Origin of the sequence: Flavobacterium sandaracinum (genome assembly GCF_004349135.1) — a bacterium.
GTDB classification, from domain to species: Bacteria; Bacteroidota; Bacteroidia; order Flavobacteriales; family Flavobacteriaceae; genus Flavobacterium; species Flavobacterium sandaracinum.
In genome coordinates this window covers 166,802-187,742 of sequence record NZ_SMFN01000004.1, presented here as the reverse complement: position 1 = coordinate 187,742, position 20,941 = coordinate 166,802, and the positions used below count along the sequence as shown (strand labels likewise).

Below are 20,941 nucleotides of genomic sequence, written 5' to 3'. Positions count from 1 at the left end.
TAAATATGTATAATAATTCTTTTTTTAAGAAAATCCTGATAGTAGCTACTGTTGTATTTTTATATTCATGTGATAAAGATTACAATGAAGTTGGTGGAGATTTGATCGGTGGAAACAATTTTGATCTCGATAAAGCATCGTACGGCATCTTAGGTTACAATCAAAAAACGGGGCCAATTCAGTCTAATAATCTTGAAGTAAACCCCTTGGGAATTTATAGTAATTCAAACTTTGGAGAAACCACTGCGAATTTTAATACCCAGTTGACTCTTCCGGTTTTGACCACTGTTGTCAGTTCAAATCCTTATGTTGAAAGTGTTGTTTTAACGATTCCTTATTATACGGATCCATTGCAAACTAAAGTGAATGCAGATGGGAGCCGCGTATATGTTCTAGATTCAATTTACGGCGTGGAAAAGGCTAAAATGAAATTGAGTATCTATGAATCAGGTTATTTCATGAGAGACTCAGATCCTGATTCCGGTTTTCAGCAGCAGCAAAAATATTTTACAGATCAAAATACTGAGTTTAACAATTTAAAAAAAGCGACACTTTTAAATGACAGTTCAGATAAGTCTCAAAATGAGGAATTTTTCTTTAATCCTGAGGAGCACGTTGTTGTAACGACAGATTCAATTACAAATGTCAAATCGACAGCTTATACTCCACCAGGTATGAAGTTGAATTTAAATAGAAACTACTTTAAAACCAGAATTATTGATGCGGTTAATTCCGGTAAATTGGCCTCAAATGATGTTTTTAAAAATTATTTTAGAGGACTTTACTTTAAAATGGAAAAATCAGGAAGCAGTGCTGGAAATCTAGCGATGTTGAATTTTAGAGCAGGAAAAATTACAATTAGGTACAATGAAGATTTAGTGTCTACCACTGCTGGTGTAACAACAACTACGAGAGTGAAAAAGACTATTGAACTTAACTTAACAGGAAATACGGTTAGTTTATTGAATAATGATTTTACTACTGCAGGTGCTGCTTATGCTGCTTTGCCAAGTACAGGAAATAGAACAGACGGAGATGATAAATTATTTCTAAGGGGTGGAGAGGGTTCCGTAGCGGTGCTGCAGCTTTTTGATCCTAAAGATTTAAAAGGTTACGATGCAAATGGAGTTCTTACTGGTCCTAATGGAGTTTCTGATGAATTAGATGATTTAAGAAATCCAGCCGATGGTAAAAAGTTATTGGTAAATGAAGCAAATTTAGTCTTTCATATTGATGCCGATGCGATGGCGTCTAGTAATGAGCCACAAAGAATTTATCTATATGATTTTACGAATAGCCGACCATTAGTAGATTACTCCTTAGATCCTACTTCAAATACTACTAATCCAAAGAAGTCCAAAGCTTTTTTTGACGGTATGATCAAAAAGGATGCAACGACTAAACGAGGAGTTACCTATAAAATTAGAATTACAAATCAGATACGAAACCTTATCAATAATAAGGATTCTACTAATGTTAAACTAGGACTTGTGGTTACGGAGGACATTGGCATTATAGCATCTTATAAAGTAAAAAATCCAAATGCTTTTATTTCTCAGGCGCCAAAAGCTTCGGTGATGAATCCTTTAGGAACTATCTTATATAGCGGAAAATCTACCGTTCCTGTGGAGAAGAGATTGAAACTTGAAATTTATTATACAAAACCTAATTAAACCAAGACTATGTGTGGAATCGTTGGATATATTGGATACAGAGAAGCTTATCCTATTGTAATTAAGGGATTAAAAAGGCTGGAATATAGAGGTTATGACAGCGCGGGTGTGATGTTGTACGATGGTGAAAATTTAAAAGTTTCTAAAGCCAAAGGGAAAGTATCAGATCTTGAAGAACGAGCCTCAAAAGAAATTACAATCAATGGAAGCATTGGAATTGGGCATACACGTTGGGCCACTCATGGTGTTCCAAATGATGTAAACTCACATCCTCATCTTTCTAATTCAGGAGATTTGGCCATTGTTCATAATGGAATTATCGAGAACTATGCTCCTTTGAAAGCAGAATTATTAAAAAGAGGATATGTTTTTCATTCCGATACAGATACAGAAGTACTTGTAAATCTAATTGAAGAAGTTCAGAAAAAAGACAAACTTAAATTAGGTAAGGCTGTTCAAGTAGCTTTAAATCAAGTTGTAGGAGCTTATGCGATTGCTGTCTTTGATAAAAAAAATCCCAACGAAATCGTTGCGGCACGTTTAGGTAGTCCGTTGGCAATTGGTGTAGGAGAAGGAGAGTTTTTTATAGCTTCAGATGCCTCGCCATTCATAGAATATACGTCAAATGCTATTTACCTAGAAGATGGTGAAATGGCGAATATTAGGCTGCATAAGCAAATGAAAGTACGTAAAATTAAAGATGATTCTTTAGTTAATCCTACGATTCAGGAACTTCAAATGAATTTGGAGCAAATTGAAAAAGGAGGGTACGATCATTTTATGTTGAAAGAAATTTATGAGCAACCTAGTGTTATTAAAGATACTTACCGTGGAAGACTTCATGCAAATGAAGGATTAATCCAAATGGCAGGAGTTGAAGATAATCTAGAAAAATTCTTAAATGCAGAAAGAATTATTATTGTTGCCTGTGGTACTTCTTGGCATGCTGGTTTAGTGGCCGAGTATGTTTTTGAGGAGTTTGCTAGAATTCCAGTTGAAGTAGAATATGCCTCTGAATTTAGATACAGAAATCCAATTATAAATAGTAAAGACATCGTCATTGCTATCTCTCAATCAGGAGAAACAGCGGATACGATGGCAGCAATAAAACTGGCTAAAGAAAATGGTGCATTTGTTTTTGGAGTTTGTAATGTAGTAGGTTCTTCTATTTCGAGAGAAACTCATGCCGGTGCTTATACGCATGCTGGACCTGAAATTGGGGTTGCTTCTACTAAAGCTTTTACCACTCAAATTACTGTATTGACTATGATTGCTTTGCGTTTGGCCAAAGCCAAAGGAACATTGTCGAATTCTGTTTTTCACAGCTATTTGCAAGAATTAGAAATTATTCCTGAAAAAGTAAGAGAAGCTTTAGAGACGAATGACAGAGCAAAAGAAATAGCTGCTGTCTTTAAAGATGCCGCCAATTGTTTGTATTTAGGGAGAGGATATAATTTTCCTGTAGCCCTAGAAGGTGCATTGAAATTAAAAGAGATCTCCTATATTCATGCTGAAGGATATCCTGCTGCAGAAATGAAACACGGACCGATTGCATTAATTGATGAGCACATGCCAGTAGTTGTGATTGCACCAAAACAGGGACACTACGATAAAATTGTGAGTAATATACAAGAAATTAAGTCCAGAAGTGGAAAAATCATAGCAGTAGTAACCAAGGGAGATACACAAGTTCGGGAATTAGCGGACTACGTTATTGAAATCCCAGAAACATCAGATGCGTTATCACCATTGATTACGACAATACCTTTACAGCTTTTATCTTATCATATTGCTGTTATGCGCGGATGTAATGTAGATCAACCTCGTAATTTAGCAAAATCAGTTACTGTAGAGTAAATTTATAGTATCCTATTTTCATAATAAAGCCTCGAAATATTCTTTCGGGGTTTTTTTATGCTTTTTTTGCAGTGCATGGTAAAGCACTGATAAGTGACAGTAGCGATAAAAAAATGATAAATTTTTAGGTTTTTATCACTTTTATCAAATATCTAAAAATTAATAATAATTTTGTGATATCTGTATTTTTTATATGCGTGCATAATGATATTCTGTTTTTTCGATGTAAATTTTAACATTAAATAATTAAATTCAAATATAGAATAAGTGTAAATGAGGCAAATTAACTGATAAATATGAAATTTTTAAGGTGCTTTTTTATTAATATCAAAAATATTTGTACTTTGGCTTCATAAACCAACAAATTATAACCCAATGAGAGTGTATTTACTTTTTTTGTCATTGTTTTTTTGTAGCCTAACCTTTGCTCAAAACTCAATTTCAGGTATTGTTACAGATAGTAACAACCAACCTATTCCTGGAGCCAACATTAAGATTGTTGGAGAATCTTCAGGTACAATTACCGATTTAGATGGTGTATTTACATTGCAATCTATCGCAAAACCACCTTTTACAATTGAGGTTACAAGTGTGGGATATCGATCCCAAAAAGTTGCTATTTCTTCTAGTAATCAAAAAATTGCTGTAACACTTTTAGATGAAGAGAATAAACTAGACGAAATTGTGGTTTCAGCTTCAAGAACTCCTGAAAGAGTGATTGAGTCACCTGTTACTATTGAAAGAATGGGTATTCAACAAATTAAAAACACTACCGCACCTACATTTTATGATGGTTTAGAAAATCTTAAAGAAGTGCATTTTAATACAAGTAGTATTTCCTTCAAGTCTATTAACACTAGAGGATTTTCTACAGTGGCTAATACGCGTTTTATGCAATTGGTTGATGGAATGGATAATTCATCACCTGCTTTGAACTTTGTATTAGGGAATTTAATTGGTCTATCAGATATTGATGTTGCTAATGTAGAGTTACTTCCGGGAGCATCTTCAGCACTTTATGGTGCAAATGCTTTTAATGGTATTTTGTTTATGAACAGTAAAAATCCTTTTACAAACCAAGGCATCAGTACGTATGTAAAATATGGTCAAACCACGCAACAGGCTGCGGGTACTAATGATTATTTTGATTTTGGATTAAGAGCTGCCAAAGCATTTAGTAAGCATTTTGCTGCTAAAGGAAATTTTAATTTTTTGAGAGCTACGGAATGGATTGCTGCTGATCAAAGAAGTGTTACTGGCGGTTCTATTGGACATGCTAATAATCAAAATTATGACGGATTAAACTTGTATGGGGATGAGGTTACAACCTTTATAACTAATGTGGGTCAAGTAAGCAGAACAGGATACCGTGAGCAAGATTTAAATGACAACAAAGTAAGAAGCGTAAAAGCAGATTTTTCTTTGCATTTTAAGCCTTGGGAAGGGGAGACTGAAATTATTTTACAACATAAGATTGGTTTAGGTAGTACAATTTACCAAGGAGCAAATAGATATGCATTGGGTGATTTCTTCATGCAGCAATCTAAATTGGAAATCAAAGGAAAAAATTTCTTTGTTAGAGGGTATGTGACTGACGAGGATGCAGGAAATTCTTATGATATGCGCTTTGCTGCTTGGAATGTTAATAGAGCTGCAAAATCAGATACAGAATGGTTTACGAACTATGCTACTGCATATCAACTTTCGGGAGCAGTATTAGGAACCAATGCTCAGCAATCAGCTGCGAATGCAAGAAATTATGCCGATTTCAATATTAAACCAACTGGGTTGCCTTTTTTACCAACTCCAACAGGAAGTGCAAGATTTGAGCCGGGTTCCATACAGTTCAAAAATGCTTTGGCAGCAGCAATTGCGGAGCCAGATCTAACCAAAGGGGCGAAGTTTATTGACCAGTCAAAAATTTATCATTCCGATGTGAACTATAATTTCAAAGATTTAGTGAAATTTGCTGAGATTCAATTAGGAGGTTCATTCAGACAATATGAAATGAATTCTCAAGGAACAATCTTTACTGATTTTGATGGTCCTTTACGATATAACGAGTATGGTGCTTACGGGCAATTGACTAAAAAATTTATGGATGACCGCTTGAAATTTACTGGGTCAGCTCGTTATGATAAAAGTCAAAATTTTAATGGAAACATTTCACCACGTGTATCATTGGTATATTCTGCTGGAGAAGCTAAAAGACATAATTTTAGAGCATCATATCAAACAGGATTTAGAAATCCTACAACACAAGATCAGTACATTGGACTTGACTTAGGACCGTTTGCTTTGATTGGTTCTGCTCCAGAGAATTTAGGTCGTTTTACAGAGGTTAGGGCTGTTAGTGCCGCTAGTCAAACATTGGGTATACCTGCAACTTTAACATTAACAGGTCAAAATGCGTACAATAATTCATATACTTTAACTTCGGTACAAGCATTTAGTGCTGCCATTGCTGCTAATCCAACAAATGTTCCTGCAGCAGCAGCTTTGTTGAAAACAGCTAATCCTAGATTGGTTAAGCCAGAAGAGGTACAGGCAATCGAATTGGGTTATCGTTCTGTTGTCAACAACGATTTATCAATTGATATAAATGGATATTATAATATTTACAATGATTTCATGAATACGTCTAGAGTAATCAGTCCGTATTATGGGGATGTTAATACAACATTTGACTTTGGTAATCCAGCTACATTAGCTACACTTTCAGCATTAGCAAATGGTGATAGAAGAGTTTATCAAGTTTATACCAATACAACTGCAAAAATTACTTCATTAGGTTTTGGTGTAGGTTTATCTAAGAAAGTATATAAAGATTTTGAATTGGGAGTGAATTATAATTATGCTGAATTTAATTTTAACCAAGAGGAAGATCCTAGTTTTATTGCTGGATTTAATACTCCTAAGCACAGAGTAAAAGCTTCAATTGGAAATGCTAGTTTATTTAAAAACTTTGGTTTCAATATAAATGCGAGATACAACACAGAGTATTTATGGCAGTCTTCTTTTGCTGATGGAATTGTTCCTGAAAATACAGTGCTAGATGCTCAAATTAATTATGGTTTTCCAAAATTAAAATCAGTGCTTAAGGTAGGAGCTACTAACATTGGTGGAGAGGATTATATTCAGGTAATAGGAGCGGGTGCTATAGGTCAACAATGGTTTGCTTCATGGACAATCAACCCATAAAACTAAAAACGTCAATAATTTTAAAAAAAATAGTATGATAAAAAATTTCAAATGGCTGTTGTTGATTTCGCTAACCTTCGCAGCATGTAATAACGACGATGAAGTAGTTGTCGACGAGCCGTTAACAGCAGGCACGGCAGATTTTTCTAAATTTGTTGCCCTGGGAGATTCGTTTGCTGCTGGATATAGTGATGGAGCACTTTTTAAAGCGGGTCAAAAAAATTCTTACCCAAATATCATGGCTGAGCAGTTTGCTCTGGTTGGTGGAGGCGCTTTTACAAACCCATTCATGGCAGAGGACAATAGAGGAGGTTTCTCTATTGGTGGGAATCAAATCCCTCAATTCCCGACGCGTTTGTATTTTAATGGAGCTGGACCTGTAAATGTTTCTGGTGTTTCAGGGACTGTTTTTGGGGCTAGTATCTCTGGGTATTACAGTAACATGGGAGTTCCGGGTGCAAAAGCAATTCATTTAGGAGTAGCAGGTTACGGTCAAGCAAATCCTTATTTTGGACGATTTGCAAAAACGGCAATGTCAAGTGTGCTTAAAGATGCTACAGATCAAAACCCAACTTTTTTCTCCTTATTTATAGGAGGAAATGATGTTTTAGGATATGCAACTAATGGCGGAGTGCCAACGTCACAAGATCCTATTTTAGGAAATGACATAACTCCTGCAGGGACCTTTAATGCGGCTTATAACGCCCTAGCCACTGCTCTTGCTACTGGAGGTAGAAAAGGGGTAGTTGCAAACTTACCGTATATCAATAATCTTCCGTTTTTTACAACAGTTCCTTTTAATCCAGTACCGTTAGATGCAGCTACAGCAACACAGTTGAATACGCAGTTGTTAGGTCCTGTAAAACAAATCCTTACGGCTTTGGGTGCGGGTAGTAGAATTAAAACATTAACCGCTTCGGCTACAAATCCGCTATTGATAAGAGATGAAGCCCTAGTGAATTATAGTGCTCAGATTACTGGTGCATTAATAGCTGCTGGAGTTCCTGCTGGTCAAGCAGGCTTAATGGGTAGTTTATATGGGCAGGCACGTCATGCTAATGGTGGTGCAAATGTGGCTAATAAAGATTTTATATTACTGACTACTAGAACTGTTATAGGAACGCCACAAGCTGGAATTCCTGCTCCTTTTAATACAGTAGGAGTTACTTATCCTTTGCAAGACGAAAGAGTTTTAACAGCTTCGGAGGTTTTGGAGATAAAAGTAGCTACAGATGCTTATAATGTAACAATTAAAGCTGCTGCAGAATCTAATGGGTTGGCTTTCGTTGACGCTGCTTCGGTTTTGAATCAGTTGAACAATGGCGGAATTCGCTTTGGTAATTTTCATATGACTGCTGTTTATGTGACAGGAGGTACATTCTCTCTAGATGGAGTTCATCCAAGTCCTAGAGGTTATGCTTTGATTGCGAATAAATTCATAGAAGCAATTAATGCTAAATACGGTTCAAATCTTAAAGGGGTTGACTTAGGTTTATATGGAATTCAATATCCAGTGACAATTCAATAATTACCCTTCTTTTTTTTAAATAAACCACCACCCGTCTTGTGACGTGGTGGTTGTTTATTTTAAGGATATTGCTGTCTTTTGTCCGTTTCTTGGTCATTTCTATGGGAACTATTAAAAATATCCTTTTTTTATCGTAAAAGGTGTTGATTTTTTATTTTAAAAAATTATCTTTGCGCTCTGAAAAAGGCATTTAATCGATACGTTTCGATTGGTACTAATTCATAAACCTAAATAGCTATTTAATAAACACATAAGTAATGTCAAAAGTAATAGGAAAAGTTGCCCAGATCATTGGACCAGTAGTTGACGTAGTTTTCAACGGTAAAGATGTTGAACTTCCAAAAATTTATGATTCGTTAGAAATCACAAAAAAAGATGGTACTTTATTGGTACTTGAAGTACAATCTCACATTGGTGAAAATACAGTACGTACCATTTCGATGGACTCAACAGATGGTTTGAGCAGAGGTTATGAAGTAGTTGGAACAGGGAATCCTATCCAGATGCCAATTGGTGCCGATGTTTACGGTCGTCTATTCAATGTAATTGGAGATGCCATTGATGGTTTAGGTAATTTACCAAAAACAGGAGAAAACGGAATGTCTATTCACAGACAAGCACCAAAATTCGAAGATTTATCTACTTCTTCTGAAGTTTTATTCACCGGTATTAAAGTAATCGATTTAATTGAGCCTTACTCAAAAGGAGGGAAAATTGGATTGTTTGGTGGTGCAGGTGTTGGTAAAACAGTATTGATCCAAGAGTTAATTAATAATATCGCAAAAGGTCACGGTGGACTTTCTGTATTCGCAGGAGTAGGAGAAAGAACACGTGAAGGGAATGACTTACTTCGTGAGATGTTAGAGTCAGGAATTATAAAATACGGTGATGAATTCATGCACTCTATGGAAAATGGAGGATGGGATTTATCTAAAGTAGATATGCCAGGAATGAGAGAGTCAAAAGCTACTTTCGTTTTCGGTCAAATGAATGAGCCTCCAGGAGCTCGTGCTCGTGTAGCACTTTCTGGATTATCTATAGCGGAATATTTCCGTGATGGAGCAGGAACTGATCAAGGAAAAGATGTATTGTTCTTCGTGGATAACATCTTCCGTTTTACACAAGCAGGTTCTGAGGTTTCGGCACTTTTAGGTCGTATGCCTTCTGCAGTAGGATACCAACCAACATTAGCAACAGAAATGGGTGCTATGCAAGAACGTATTACTTCGACAAACAAAGGGTCTATTACATCTGTACAAGCGGTTTACGTGCCTGCGGATGATTTAACGGATCCAGCTCCGGCTACAACTTTTGCTCACTTAGATGCTACAACAGTATTATCTCGTAAAATTGCGGAATTAGGTATTTATCCTGCGGTGGATCCATTGGATTCTACTTCAAGAATTCTTACTCCTCAAATTTTAGGTGATGAGCATTATGATTGTGCACAAAGAGTGAAAGAGATTTTACAAAAATACAAACAATTACAAGATATCATTGCGATCCTTGGTATGGAAGAATTATCTGAAGAGGATAAGTTAGCCGTTTCAAGAGCACGTCGTGTACAACGTTTCTTATCTCAACCGTTCCACGTTGCAGAGCAATTTACAGGATTGAAAGGAGTTTTAGTTGACATTAAAGATACCATCAAAGGATTTAACATGATTATTGACGGTGAATTAGATCACTTGCCAGAATCAGCTTTTAACCTTAAAGGGACTATTGAAGAAGCTATCGAAGCTGGAGAAAAAATGTTAGCGGAAGCTTAAAAACAAGTTTTAAAGTTTAAAGTTTAAGGTTCTCAAGTAACCTTAAACTTTAAACTTTTAAGCTTTAAACTGAAAAATTATGTTATTAGAAATAGTGTCACCAGAAGCAAAATTATTTTCAGCTGACGTAACTTCGGTTACATTACCAGGAGTTGATGGAAGCTTTCAGATTTTAAATAACCACGCACCAATTGTTTCTATTTTAGGAAAAGGTGTAGTGAAAATTACAGCTTCTAACTTTACTTTTGCAAAAGAGGTTGCCGGTAAATTTACTAAACTAGATGCTCAAAATTACACCCTTGCTATCCATTCAGGAACAATTGAAATGAAAGACAATAAAGTGATTGTTTTAGTGGATTAAGACATGTCAAAATAAAAAACAAAAGTCATACAGTAATGTGTGACTTTTTTTTTGGAGCTATTTCCAGCTATACGTTTCAATCTTTTGCTTTTTAAAGAAAAAAGCAAAAGGATTTCCACTGGGTCAGTTAAATATTCTGGGGATTAGGCAAAAAGCTTTCCCATTCTAAAGAGAAAGAATTTTACATCTATAACACCTCTTTGATTGGCTCTAAAAAGTTTTATTTTAGCATTGAATGATTCCGCATTAGCATTCGTGTTCCTGTTAATAAAGAAGTTCGCAATTGTTTCGAGATGATATATTAAACTGTTTGCTACAGTGTTGAATACAGTCAATTGCAATAGTTTTGTATAGCTAATCCAATCCAACATTTTTTGTTTTGCATCTTCCCTTATAGTCAATTCATAGATGTTCCTAAACTCCATTGTGTGCTTGTATGCTTTATGCAAAAGTGGGTAATTCTCGAACAATATTTTAGCTCTTAGCTTTTGATTTTCTGTCCATTGACTTTCTTTTTTTGCGATTATATAGCGACTTCTGGCCAGTAATTGTTTTGGAGTATCATCGTTTTCAAAAGTTGTAGGAATGTATTTTACATTTTGGTTTCTGGCAATTTTAATGGCTTGGTTCTCCTTTTCGATTTCTTCCCATCGGTACTTGATCCTCAAGTGTTGCAGGGCTTCCAATACTAATTTTACAACGTGAAAACGATCCGTTACAATAGATGCTTCTGGAAATGCCATTCGTGATGCCAGCTGCATATTGTTTGCCATGTCAAGGGTTATTTCTCTTACGGACTTTCTTTTTTCTAATGGGATTAAGGATAAAACATCAATGATATCTTGGCTTTTCGTTCCTTTTACACAAGCAACCAATGTTCCTTTTTTACCTTTACCGTTTTTGTTGGTTACAAATGTGTAAATCTCTCCTTTAGAAAGACTTAATTCATCGATGGATAATTTTTCCCCAATATTTTCAGGATAAATCAGATAATCTTCTGCGTGAGAAAACTGATTCCAATCTGCAAAACCGCTAACTTTTTTCTTGTAATGCCTTTGCAATAAATTAGGCTTAATGGCGTAATAACTCGCTATGTTACTTATCGTATCTTCTCGGGTCTCGACCTGTACCTTTTAAAAAATCTGAAAGCTCAATGGTTAATTTTGAACCTTCAGTTATAAATGAATAATCGCTTTTTATTTCTATTGATTTATCGAATTTGTTGCGCCAACGCCTTCTTTTTATGCACAAATAAACGGCTTTCCCTCGAATGGGGAAATCCTGAATAATTGTCCGGTCAAAGAAACCCTTTGACTCATAATCTGATGAATTGAATCCCAAAGGAAGCTGGTTCTTCTCATCTAAATAAATATAAAAACAATCCTTCTTGGTAGATAAATCCCCTAATTCTTTAAAATCTACAACATCAAAATGCAACAATAGTCCTGTTGGTAAAAATTGACTCAATAATGAAAAATCCATCCTTTTTTTGAACAAATTTAGCAACTAATCCCCAAGTTTTTTATGTGACCCTTTCCACTTCTATCTGGGCTAGGGATTTGACTTTTCCAGATTATTCTTCTTTTACAAACTCCATAATGTCTCCGGGTTGGCATTCCAGAATCTCACAAATTGCCTCCAAAGTAGAAAACCGAACCGCCTTTGCTTTTCCGGTTTTCAAAATAGAAAGGTTAGCTGTTGTAATTCCCATTCTTTCAGCTAATTCATTCGAACGCATTTTTCGCTTGGCAAGCATAACATCTAAGTTGATAATGATGGGCATAGCTATATTGTTAGATTGTTTTCTGTCTCGATGGTATTTCCTTTTTTAATAACATCAGCAAAAGCTAATAATCCAATTCCTATTGCAAGTAATAGTAGATACATAATTATATCAGATAGTGTTTGTTCTTCTGGCGATTGATACATTACCAACAGACTAATGATGATTCCAGATACACTTAAGAGCAATAAAAGATGGCCACTTCTGTTAAATCTATCAGAGCTTTTGATATTAAAAAAGCCTTCTTTAATAAATGCTTGCAGCCCCTTTTGAATATTAAATAGGGCAAATAGTACTATCACTATTCGTACTAACATAATATAGGGACTGAAATGCCCAAAAAGGGAATCTTTGTACATTACAGTTATTGCTTCATTAGAGAGGTTATAGCGCAAGCATTCGTTTATGGGGATAGCTAAGAGTAAAATTCCTATAAATATTTTTAAGACCCAATTCAGAATAATTATTTTTTTCATCTTATTTCAATTTTTTAATCTAGTTAATTGTTGATTTTAATCGGAGGCTGTAATTGATTAGTAGTGCTAAATTGTTAATTCGTTTTCTTCTTTTATATTCTTAGCTATTTTGAAAACCTCACTAATCACCATGAAAAACAATCCCAAACTAATTGAAATTAAGAAGGAGTCATAGCTTCCAAATTCTATTGAGAAGCCTACAGTGCCTCGATTGATATAAGTAAAGATAAATAAGGATAAATGGCTAATAAGCGAAGAGCTGATAACTAATTTACCGATTAAATTAAAATTTGCTATAACCTCAGATTTAAAGATTTCTTTTCTTTGGAAATACCCAACCACTTTTCTCAATACGTAGATGCTGTATAAAAAGAGAAATCCACTGATCACATTGGCTAAAATAATCAACTTAGAAAGAAGCGTAGTAGGTGTTATTACGTTTCCCTTTATTTTTACAGGGATATCCATATTAGAATCAAATAAATAAAAAGTTAGCAAAACCAAAATTCCAATTCCGCTGATCAAAGAAAAAAACCAGAAAAAGTCCAAAACAGCTCTTAAGATTTGTAATTTTTTCATTTTTATAAAGTTATAAGTTGTGACAAATATATAAAAATTATTGATAAACAATAATTAAATATTCTAAAACAATAAATATTTATAAAATATTAATTTTGGGGACTTTTCTTTTATTCTAATTCTAAAATTGAAACTATGTCAGGAGAAGTCGATTTATAGATTTTCATTAAAAAAGCCTAACAGGTTTCCAACATCTGTTAGGCTTGTGTTGATAAAGAATTTTTAAACAAACCTTTAAACAAATTATCAACCGTGAAAATCAATATGGATTCTTTTTAATTCCTTTTTCGCATGTGTGTTTTAATGATGTTTTAGAAACTGTTTGTAACTAAAACCGGGTTGATACACCAATGTTAATAGTGTAATCAGCAAATGCCGCGTCACCTTGAACATGAGTTCCTGTTTTGATCGAATTTTCTTTGTCGGTTACACTTTGGGTACGATTACGAACTACTGCAAATGGTACAGAAGCAAATACTATTACTTTTTTATATTCATAGTTTAAAGAAGGTTCTACGGACCAGATATATCCCGGACGACGGAAATCTCCGCTTCCACCCACAAGATCATTCACAGGGATTCCTTCTAATCTAACTCCTGCTGCTAGAGACAAACCTTTTATTTGATTCACGGAATAATTAAAACCTGCTCTAAACATATACTGATCTGGAACACTCATGATCGCTTCGTTAGCTAATCGAGCTGCTAAAGTTTCTCTGTAGGTTCTTGTACCGTTTTGCTCGCGAGGATTTATTAAATAATAGAAATTTCCGTAAACGCCAAAGTTTTCTATGAAGTTGTAAAATGTATTTACTTCAAAAGTAAATCCGGTTCCGCCGTCTCCCAACTGTATGGATTGATCTACTGGACGCAACTCTTTTGTCCCGTTTGGACCTACATTATAAAAATAATCTTTATAGTTGTAATCACCGGTTGGTAACTTTATCCCTAATCCTAATTGCAGATTGCCTTTAGCGTATTTTGCCGGATCTAACATCCATCGGTAAGCGGCGAATCGGATGTCGCCTATTCCAAATGAACTAGTAGAGTGGCGTTCTCTTTTTACGTAAGTGCCATTGACTAATCCATGTTCGTACAAGGAGGAGCGTACATTATTCGAAATAGGAAGATCGACCATAACGGACCAGCGATTGTTTAATATTCTGGTTAACGAAAGATTGAAAACAGAGGTGTAATTGATTACTTCTGTTTTTTGAAGCAACCTATCTTTGTTTTCTTCTCTTCCTGAAAAGTGTCTGAATGATCTAAAATAGCGACCGCTGCTGGCAAATTGCCATCCGGAAACGGTAGTGCTATCAGCGTGAATGGACATGCAACTTGTCGCATTTCCTTTGATAGCCACACATCCTTGCGCAGTTGTTGTTTGCGAATTAAATACAATTGTTACAAATAGGATAAAACTACAAACGGATTGTAATGGAGATAGATTTTTCAATTTTTGGTCTTTTTGAATGGTTACTGATATAAAATAAGCCTATAACAACTTCTTCCAGAAAGGAAGTCATTTTTTAAAATAGTTGTTTGTTGATGAAAAGTGTCGCTTTAAAACAAGAATCACTGTTGGCTTTCGCCAAAAATGTACTTGTTGTTTAAATGGAAATTTGATGAATTAAAGCATTTTTGTGAAATAGTGACGCTGTTCAAAATCTAAATTTGCTATCAATTTAATTCAGGATGCTGCAAGCTAGTGGTACAAAACAAACCAGAATTGAAATATAGTATGCAGATGAAATCATCTAAAAAAAAATGAAATCAGAAAACACAAAAGTTTATTTCGTATTTTTTGCAGGCTTAATTTCTAATGAAAGGTTTGATAAATGTACAGCTTTAGCCAAAAAGCAATCGTGAAGTATCTTGGCTCTGCAAATGCCAGATCAAAGCGAATGATTTCACTAAAATGAAAGAGGATTTAAGCGAAATCGGGTGGTGAATATGACACCGAATAGTACCCGGAATTTGTCGCCTGGTTTGGCGTAATGATAGATTCAATTGAATGTAGGGCTGTTTTTGGAGAAAAATCCAGGCAAACAGTAGTGTTTGGAATATAATCTTGAAGAAAAGACTTCATGAGTTTTTTAACCGGAGACTCTTTTGATGAAGATCCGTTGAATAATTGATTGTCTACAATGTCTTTTAAATCTTGACTGATCGCATCTTGATGTGAATTGCGCAGGTAGTACAAACTAAGTATGTTGTTTTGAATTCTTTTCTTGAAAATATGGTAGCTTTTATTGTTGATGACAACATCTTCATTGACATACTCAAAATCAGTGTCTTCGATAAATGAGTATAAAGTGGCGTTCAACTCGATGACTTGAAACTCTGAATCCTGTCTTTTTTCCATAGCAGCTACCCACGCTTGCTCTTCTTGATAAGCAAACATAAGATAGTAACCCATCGCATTGTAGAATAAAGTTACGAGTAAGAAAAGTGATGCAATTCGTTTCATTGTCGTCGAAAGTAAAAAACTATTCAATACGTTAACAGCTCTATTATTTATTTTAAGTTTTTTTTAACACATTTTCATGAAATTTGAAAATCGAAACCGTTTTCGTAAAAAATTGTAGAATATTTATCTATTCTTTTATTGTAATTGTTAAATCATAATTAAATTATTGCTTTATGAAAACGGAAATAATTTTTATTCATCAATAAAAACAGATTTTTTTTGAAATTTTACTTAAAAGCGAAACAAATAACACAGAGAATTCATAAAACAAAAAAGATGCTTATTTTTGCAGACTATGAAACAATTTCCAGAGAATCTAACAGGCAAACTTCAAATTCGAAAACAAGCTAATGCTTTACGAAAGTTACCCATTTCAAGTAATTTAATTGATTTTGCTTCGAATGATTATCTTGGATTAGCGAAGTCGGAATGTATTTTTCATAAAACACATCAGTATTTAATAGATAAAAAGTGTATTCAAAACGGTGCGACTGGCTCCCGACTGTTGTCAGGGAATCATAGTTTATTTGAGGAAACAGAAGACGCTATCGCTACGTTCCATCAATCAGAAACTGCCTTAATTTTCAATTCGGGTTATGATGCCAATGTTGGTTTTTTTAGTGCCGTTCCACAAAAAGGCGATTTGATTTTATACGATGAATTGTGCCATGCTTCTATTCGGGACGGAATTCAATTATCAAATGCCAAAGCCTATAAATTCAATCACAATGATTTTGAAGATTTAGAAAAGTTAATTTTACGGAATCCAGACACCGTTATTTATATTGTCACCGAATCTGTTTTTTCTATGGATGGCGATTGTCCAAATCTGGAAGAATTGGTTTCGATTTCAAATAAGCATAATTGTTATCTTGTTGTTGATGAAGCGCATGCTTTGGGAGTTTTTGGTTCGTCAGGAGAAGGATTCGTTCAAATGCTGGGATTGCAAGAGCACGTTTTTGCTCGAATTATGACTTTCGGGAAAGGATTGGGATGTCATGGAGCCGCGATTTTAGGTTCAGTTGAATTGAGGGATTATTTAGTGAATTTTGCCCGAAGTTTTATTTATACCACAGGGCTTTCGCCTCATTCGGTAGCCACGATTTTGATTGCCTATCAATTTTTAGAAAAAGATAAAAAAAATATAGAAGTACTTCGAGAAAATATCATTCATTTCAATCAAGAAAAGAATATGTTGGGATTAAAGCCGCTTTTTGTTCGGAGTAAATCCGCGATACAATCGGCTATTGTTCCAGGAAATGAAAAAGTGAAAGCAATTGCCAACCAGCTTCAAGAAAAAGGATTTGATGTGAAAGCGATTCTTTCGCCTACGGTTCCAGAAGGTCAGGAACGATTGCGTTTTTGTTTGCACAGTTATAATTCGCAAGAAGAAATATCCGAAGTGTTGCGATTGTTGAGTACTTTTGTTTTTTAGCCACAGATGACACGGATTGAACGGATTTTAACTTTTAAATAGTAAAAAATGACTGAAATTTTGCACAAAGAATTGTCGGAATCTATTTTGAAAGTTTTTTATGAAGTTTACAATGAATTGGGGTATGGTTTTCTTGAAAAGGTGTATCAAAATGCAATGTATTTGGAATTAAAATCGCAAGGTTTTAAAGTGGAACCTCAAAAGCAAATTAAAGTATATTATAAAAACGAACTTGTTGGTGACTTTTTTGCTGATTTATTAATTAATGGTGTTATAATTTTAGAATTAAAGGCTTGTGAGAGTTTGGTAAAGGCGCATTATGTTCAAACTTTAAATTATCTAAAAGCTACAAATATTGAAATAGGTTTGTTATTAAACTTTGGAGAAAAACCAGAAATTAAAAGACTGATTTTCACAAATAATAGAAAAAATTAAAGAATCTATATAAATCCGTTTAATCCGTGTCATCCGTGGCCAAATATCTATGAAACTATTTATAACAGGAATTGGAACCGATGTTGGTAAAACCATTGCATCATCCATCATTACAGAAGCTTTAGAAGCTGATTATTGGAAACCCATACAAGCGGGAGATTTAGATAATTCCGACAGTCACAAAGTCAAATCGTTTTTATCGAATACAAAGACCGTCGTACATCCCAATAGTTATGCGTTGAATACGCCGGCAAGTCCACATCTTGCTGCTGAAATAGACAAAATTACTATTGATTTAAAGAAAATTATCGAACCGGAAACAGCTAATCATTTAGTAATTGAAGGTGCAGGAGGTGTTTTTGTTCCATTAAATTCAAGTGATTCTGTCATCGATTTGATAAAGCCGGATTATAAAGTTGTGGTGGTTTCCCGTCATTATTTGGGCAGCATTAATCATACTTTGTTGACTATTGAAGCATTGCAAAACAGAAAAATTAGTATAGCGGGAATTGTTTTTTCTGGTGATGAAAATAAAGCTACTGAATTTATCATTTTATCTAAAACAGGAGTTAAATGCATTGGTCGAATAGAACAAGAACCTTATTTTGATCAAAATGTAATCAAAGAATACGCTGATTTGTTTCGGGAACAGCTATTGAATCTATAAAAATTGAGAATCAAGAAGAAACAATCAAGACTTGTTTTTTGCGTTTTTCTCGCTTCTTGTATCTTGCTTCTTTTATCTTTGCAAAATGAACTTAACAGAAAGAGACGGCCAATATCTTTGGCATCCGTATACCCAACATAAAACTGCAGCTTTGCCTATTGCCATCAAAAGAGGAAAAGGTGCTTTGCTTTGGGACGAAAATGATAAAGAATATATTGACGCCATAGCTTCGTGGTGGGTCAATCCGTACGGACATTCCAACACATTTATTGCCGATGCCATTTACAAACAACTCACCACATTAGAACACGTGTTGTTTGGTGGATTTACACATGAGCCCGCTATTTTGGTAGCCGAGAAGCTGATGGAAATTTTACCAAAAAACCAACAGAAGATATTCTTTTCTGATAATGGTTCTACGGCTGTTGAAGTCGCAATTAAAGTCGCCTTGCAGTATTTTTTCAATAAAGGAGAAAAGAGAACGACGATAATTGCTTTCGAAAATGCTTTTCATGGCGACACTTTTGGTGCGATGGCAGCAAGTGGAATTTCTTTTTTTGTCGAAGCTTTTGAAGGAATGTTTATTAATGTGGTTCGGATTCCGGTTCCAGTAAAAGGACAAGAGCAAGAAAGTTATGATGCGTTGCAAGCGGTACTAAAAAACAACAACTGTGCAGGTTTTATTTTTGAACCTCTCGTTCAAGGAGCCGCAGGAATGGTGATGTACGAACCGGAAGCTTTAGATCAATTGATGCGAATTTGCCAAGAGAATAATGTATTGACCATTGCTGATGAAGTGATGACAGGCTTTGGAAAAACGGGGAAAACGTTTGCAACAGATTATTTGGTTGAAAAACCAGATATGATGTGTTTGTCCAAAGCGTTGACTGGAGGAACTATTCCTATGGCGATTACGACTTTTACACAGGATTTATTTGACGCTTTTTACGATGACGACATTAACAAAGCATTGTTTCATGGCCATACTTTTACAGCAAATCCTACGGGTTGTGCGGCAGCATTAGCCAGTTTAGACTTGTTGCAAACGGATGAAATGCAAGCCAATATAGCGCGAGTTAATCACAGTCATTTGGAGTTTCAGGAGCGCGTTAGAAATCATCCGAAAGTAGTCACAACCCGAGTACTGGGAGTTATTTTTGCATTAGAAATAAAAACCGAAAGTGCTGCCAGTTATTATGGAACACTGCGGAATAAACTCTACGATTTTTTTATCGAAAACGGAGTGATTTTGCGTCCAGTTGGTAATATTGTCTACATTTTGCCACCGTATGTTATTACTGATGAGCAGTTGCAAAAAGTGTATCAAGTGGTAGAAAATGCTTTAGAAATAGTTTAATTTTGCCTCCAAAGTTATTACACAAAGATTCACAAAGAAGACGCAGAGATTCACAAAGAAAGAGAATTGAAAATTTTCTTTAATAATAGTAAAACGTAGCGCATCTTAGAGTTTTCTTTATGAATTTTCGTGAAACAAAATAAAAAATTATCCACTTGCAACAACAAACAATCTCCATAACCGCCATAGCTTCTATTTCTCCATTGGGTATTAATTCAAAAACAATTTGGGAAAATTATCTCAAGCAAGCTCATTGTTTTACGGAACATATTTTAGATCATAAGAAAACGTTTGTTGCTAAGTTGGACAGTGATTCTGAACAAGCGATTGCTGACTTAACAGCATCAGACAGCAAATATAAATCGCTAGATAAATCCGTTTTGTATGCGATGGCAGCTTCGCGAAAAGCGATACAAAATGCGGGTTGGAGTAACAATGATGTTTTTGGAATCAATATTGGATCCTCTCGTGGTGCTACTGATTTATTCGAAAAGCATTATCAGGAGTATTTAAAAACTGGGAAAGCACAAACTTTGGCTTCGCCTACGACTACTTTAGGGAATATTTCTTCTTGGGTTGCTCATGATTTACAAAGTTCTGGCCCTGAAATTTCACATTCAATCACATGTTCTACTGCTTTACACTCGGTATTAAACGGCGTGGCTTGGCTTCGAGCTGGAATGGCGGATAAGTTTTTAGTGGGTGGAAGTGAAGCGCCATTAACTGATTTTACGATTGCCCAAATGCGCGCTTTGAAAATTTATTCCAATAGAGAAGAATATTATCCTAATCGCGCTCTCGATTTGGAAAAAAAGCAAAATACTATGATTCTTGGTGAAGGTGCCGGGGTTTGTTGTCTCGAAATTGGTGCGACCGAAAATGCTTTGGCTCATATTGAAGGAATTGGCTATGCTACGGAGATTCTGGAACACAACATTTCTATTTCGGCGGAAGCGACTTGTTTCCAGAAATCAATGAGAATGGCATTGCAAAATACTGATTTATCAGATGTTGACGTCATTGTTATGCATGCACCTGGAACCATAAAAGGCGATTTGACAGAATACAAAGCGATAGAAAAAGTTTTTGGAGAAAACCTGCCTTTATTAACGACCAATAAATGGAAAATAGGCCACACTTTTGGCGCATCAGGAATTTTGAGTCTGGAATTCGCTATATTGATGATGCAACACAATACGTTTATCGGAGTTCCTTTTGCGAAAGCACAAATCCAAACCAATCCGATCAGGAAAGTATTGATTAACGCCGTAGGTTTTGGTGGGAATGCAGTGAGTATTCTTTTGAGTTTGTAAAGCCACTTTATGGCTGTGTTATAGCGAAATCATTTAA

General features: G+C 35.1%; 18 protein-coding genes. 11 read left to right on the top strand and 7 right to left on the bottom strand.

From position 1 onward, the window contains the following. Positions 1–5: 5 nt before the first annotated feature. The 6 genes from bamH to E0F91_RS05220 all read left to right on the top strand — a co-directional run bounded on the left by bamH (position 6) and on the right by E0F91_RS05220 (position 10,389). A complete protein-coding gene (gene bamH, locus E0F91_RS05245) occupies positions 6–1,673 on the top strand; it encodes a BamH family beta-barrel-assembly machinery protein (RefSeq protein ID WP_132065281.1) in 1,668 nt (555 codons plus the stop codon). Positions 1,674–1,682: 9 nt separating this feature from the next. Then, on the top strand, positions 1,683–3,530 hold the full coding sequence (glmS, locus tag E0F91_RS05240) for a glutamine--fructose-6-phosphate transaminase (isomerizing) (protein ID WP_132065280.1): 1,848 nt from the start codon (positions 1,683–1,685) through the stop codon (positions 3,528–3,530). Positions 3,531–3,905: 375 nt separating this feature from the next. Next, entirely contained in the window at positions 3,906–6,731 is a 2,826-nt protein-coding gene (locus E0F91_RS05235) for a TonB-dependent receptor (protein ID WP_132065279.1), read from the top strand. Positions 6,732–6,765: 34 nt separating this feature from the next. Then, entirely contained in the window at positions 6,766–8,259 is a 1,494-nt protein-coding gene (locus E0F91_RS05230; RefSeq protein WP_132065278.1) for an SGNH/GDSL hydrolase family protein, read from the top strand. 257 nt (positions 8,260–8,516) lie between these two features. Continuing rightward, positions 8,517–10,028: a F0F1 ATP synthase subunit beta gene (gene atpD, locus E0F91_RS05225; RefSeq protein WP_073204939.1), complete on the top strand. Its 1,512-nt coding sequence runs from the start codon at positions 8,517–8,519 to the stop codon at positions 10,026–10,028. Positions 10,029–10,107: 79 nt separating this feature from the next. Continuing rightward, positions 10,108–10,389: a FoF1 ATP synthase subunit delta/epsilon gene (locus tag E0F91_RS05220; protein ID WP_132065277.1), complete on the top strand. Its 282-nt coding sequence runs from the start codon at positions 10,108–10,110 to the stop codon at positions 10,387–10,389. A gap of 143 nt (positions 10,390–10,532) precedes the next feature. Here E0F91_RS05220 and E0F91_RS05215 read toward each other — a convergent pair whose 3' ends face one another. The 7 genes from E0F91_RS05215 to E0F91_RS05185 form a co-directional block, all read right to left on the bottom strand. Beyond that, complete coding sequence (locus E0F91_RS05215; RefSeq protein WP_165930090.1) at positions 10,533–11,450, bottom strand: ISAon1 family transposase; 918 nt, start codon at positions 11,448–11,450, stop codon at positions 10,533–10,535. A 34-nt stretch (positions 11,451–11,484) separates the two neighbouring features. After that, the gene (locus E0F91_RS05210; protein WP_132065276.1) at positions 11,485–11,871 is read right to left on the bottom strand and encodes an ISAon1 family transposase N-terminal region protein; all 387 of its coding nucleotides are present in this window, start codon (positions 11,869–11,871) and stop codon (positions 11,485–11,487) included. Between the two features lie 91 nt (positions 11,872–11,962). Next, complete coding sequence (locus E0F91_RS05205) at positions 11,963–12,172, bottom strand: helix-turn-helix domain-containing protein (protein WP_073352323.1); 210 nt, start codon at positions 12,170–12,172, stop codon at positions 11,963–11,965. 2 nt (positions 12,173–12,174) lie between these two features. Beyond that, entirely contained in the window at positions 12,175–12,648 is a 474-nt protein-coding gene (locus tag E0F91_RS05200; protein ID WP_132065275.1) for a DUF2975 domain-containing protein, read from the bottom strand. A 66-nt stretch (positions 12,649–12,714) separates the two neighbouring features. Then, positions 12,715–13,227, bottom strand: coding sequence for a DUF2975 domain-containing protein (locus E0F91_RS05195; RefSeq protein WP_132065274.1), 513 nt, complete (start codon positions 13,225–13,227; stop codon positions 12,715–12,717). 328 nt (positions 13,228–13,555) lie between these two features. Further along, positions 13,556–14,683 carry a hypothetical protein gene (locus E0F91_RS05190; RefSeq protein ID WP_132065273.1) on the bottom strand — a complete coding sequence of 376 codons (1,128 nt, stop codon included), beginning with the start codon at positions 14,681–14,683 and terminating at the stop codon, positions 13,556–13,558. A gap of 474 nt (positions 14,684–15,157) precedes the next feature. Continuing rightward, a complete protein-coding gene (locus E0F91_RS05185; RefSeq protein ID WP_132065272.1) occupies positions 15,158–15,697 on the bottom strand; it encodes a hypothetical protein in 540 nt (179 codons plus the stop codon). A gap of 295 nt (positions 15,698–15,992) precedes the next feature. Here E0F91_RS05185 and E0F91_RS05180 point away from each other — a divergent pair, with 295 nt between their 5' ends. From E0F91_RS05180 to E0F91_RS05160, 5 genes are all read left to right on the top strand, one after another. Continuing rightward, complete coding sequence (locus tag E0F91_RS05180; RefSeq protein WP_132065271.1) at positions 15,993–17,132, top strand: aminotransferase class I/II-fold pyridoxal phosphate-dependent enzyme; 1,140 nt, start codon at positions 15,993–15,995, stop codon at positions 17,130–17,132. 48 nt (positions 17,133–17,180) lie between these two features. After that, a complete protein-coding gene (locus E0F91_RS05175) occupies positions 17,181–17,567 on the top strand; it encodes a GxxExxY protein (RefSeq protein ID WP_073352315.1) in 387 nt (128 codons plus the stop codon). A 49-nt stretch (positions 17,568–17,616) separates the two neighbouring features. Then, positions 17,617–18,234 carry a dethiobiotin synthase gene (bioD, locus tag E0F91_RS05170; RefSeq protein WP_132065270.1) on the top strand — a complete coding sequence of 206 codons (618 nt, stop codon included), beginning with the start codon at positions 17,617–17,619 and terminating at the stop codon, positions 18,232–18,234. Between the two features lie 85 nt (positions 18,235–18,319). Then, positions 18,320–19,591 (top strand): adenosylmethionine--8-amino-7-oxononanoate transaminase, encoded by a 1,272-nt coding sequence (gene bioA, locus E0F91_RS05165; RefSeq protein WP_132065269.1) that lies wholly within the window; start codon positions 18,320–18,322, stop codon positions 19,589–19,591. Positions 19,592–19,746: 155 nt separating this feature from the next. Further along, positions 19,747–20,904, top strand: coding sequence for a beta-ketoacyl synthase N-terminal-like domain-containing protein (locus tag E0F91_RS05160; RefSeq protein ID WP_132065268.1), 1,158 nt, complete (start codon positions 19,747–19,749; stop codon positions 20,902–20,904). Positions 20,905–20,941: the final 37 nt, after the last annotated feature.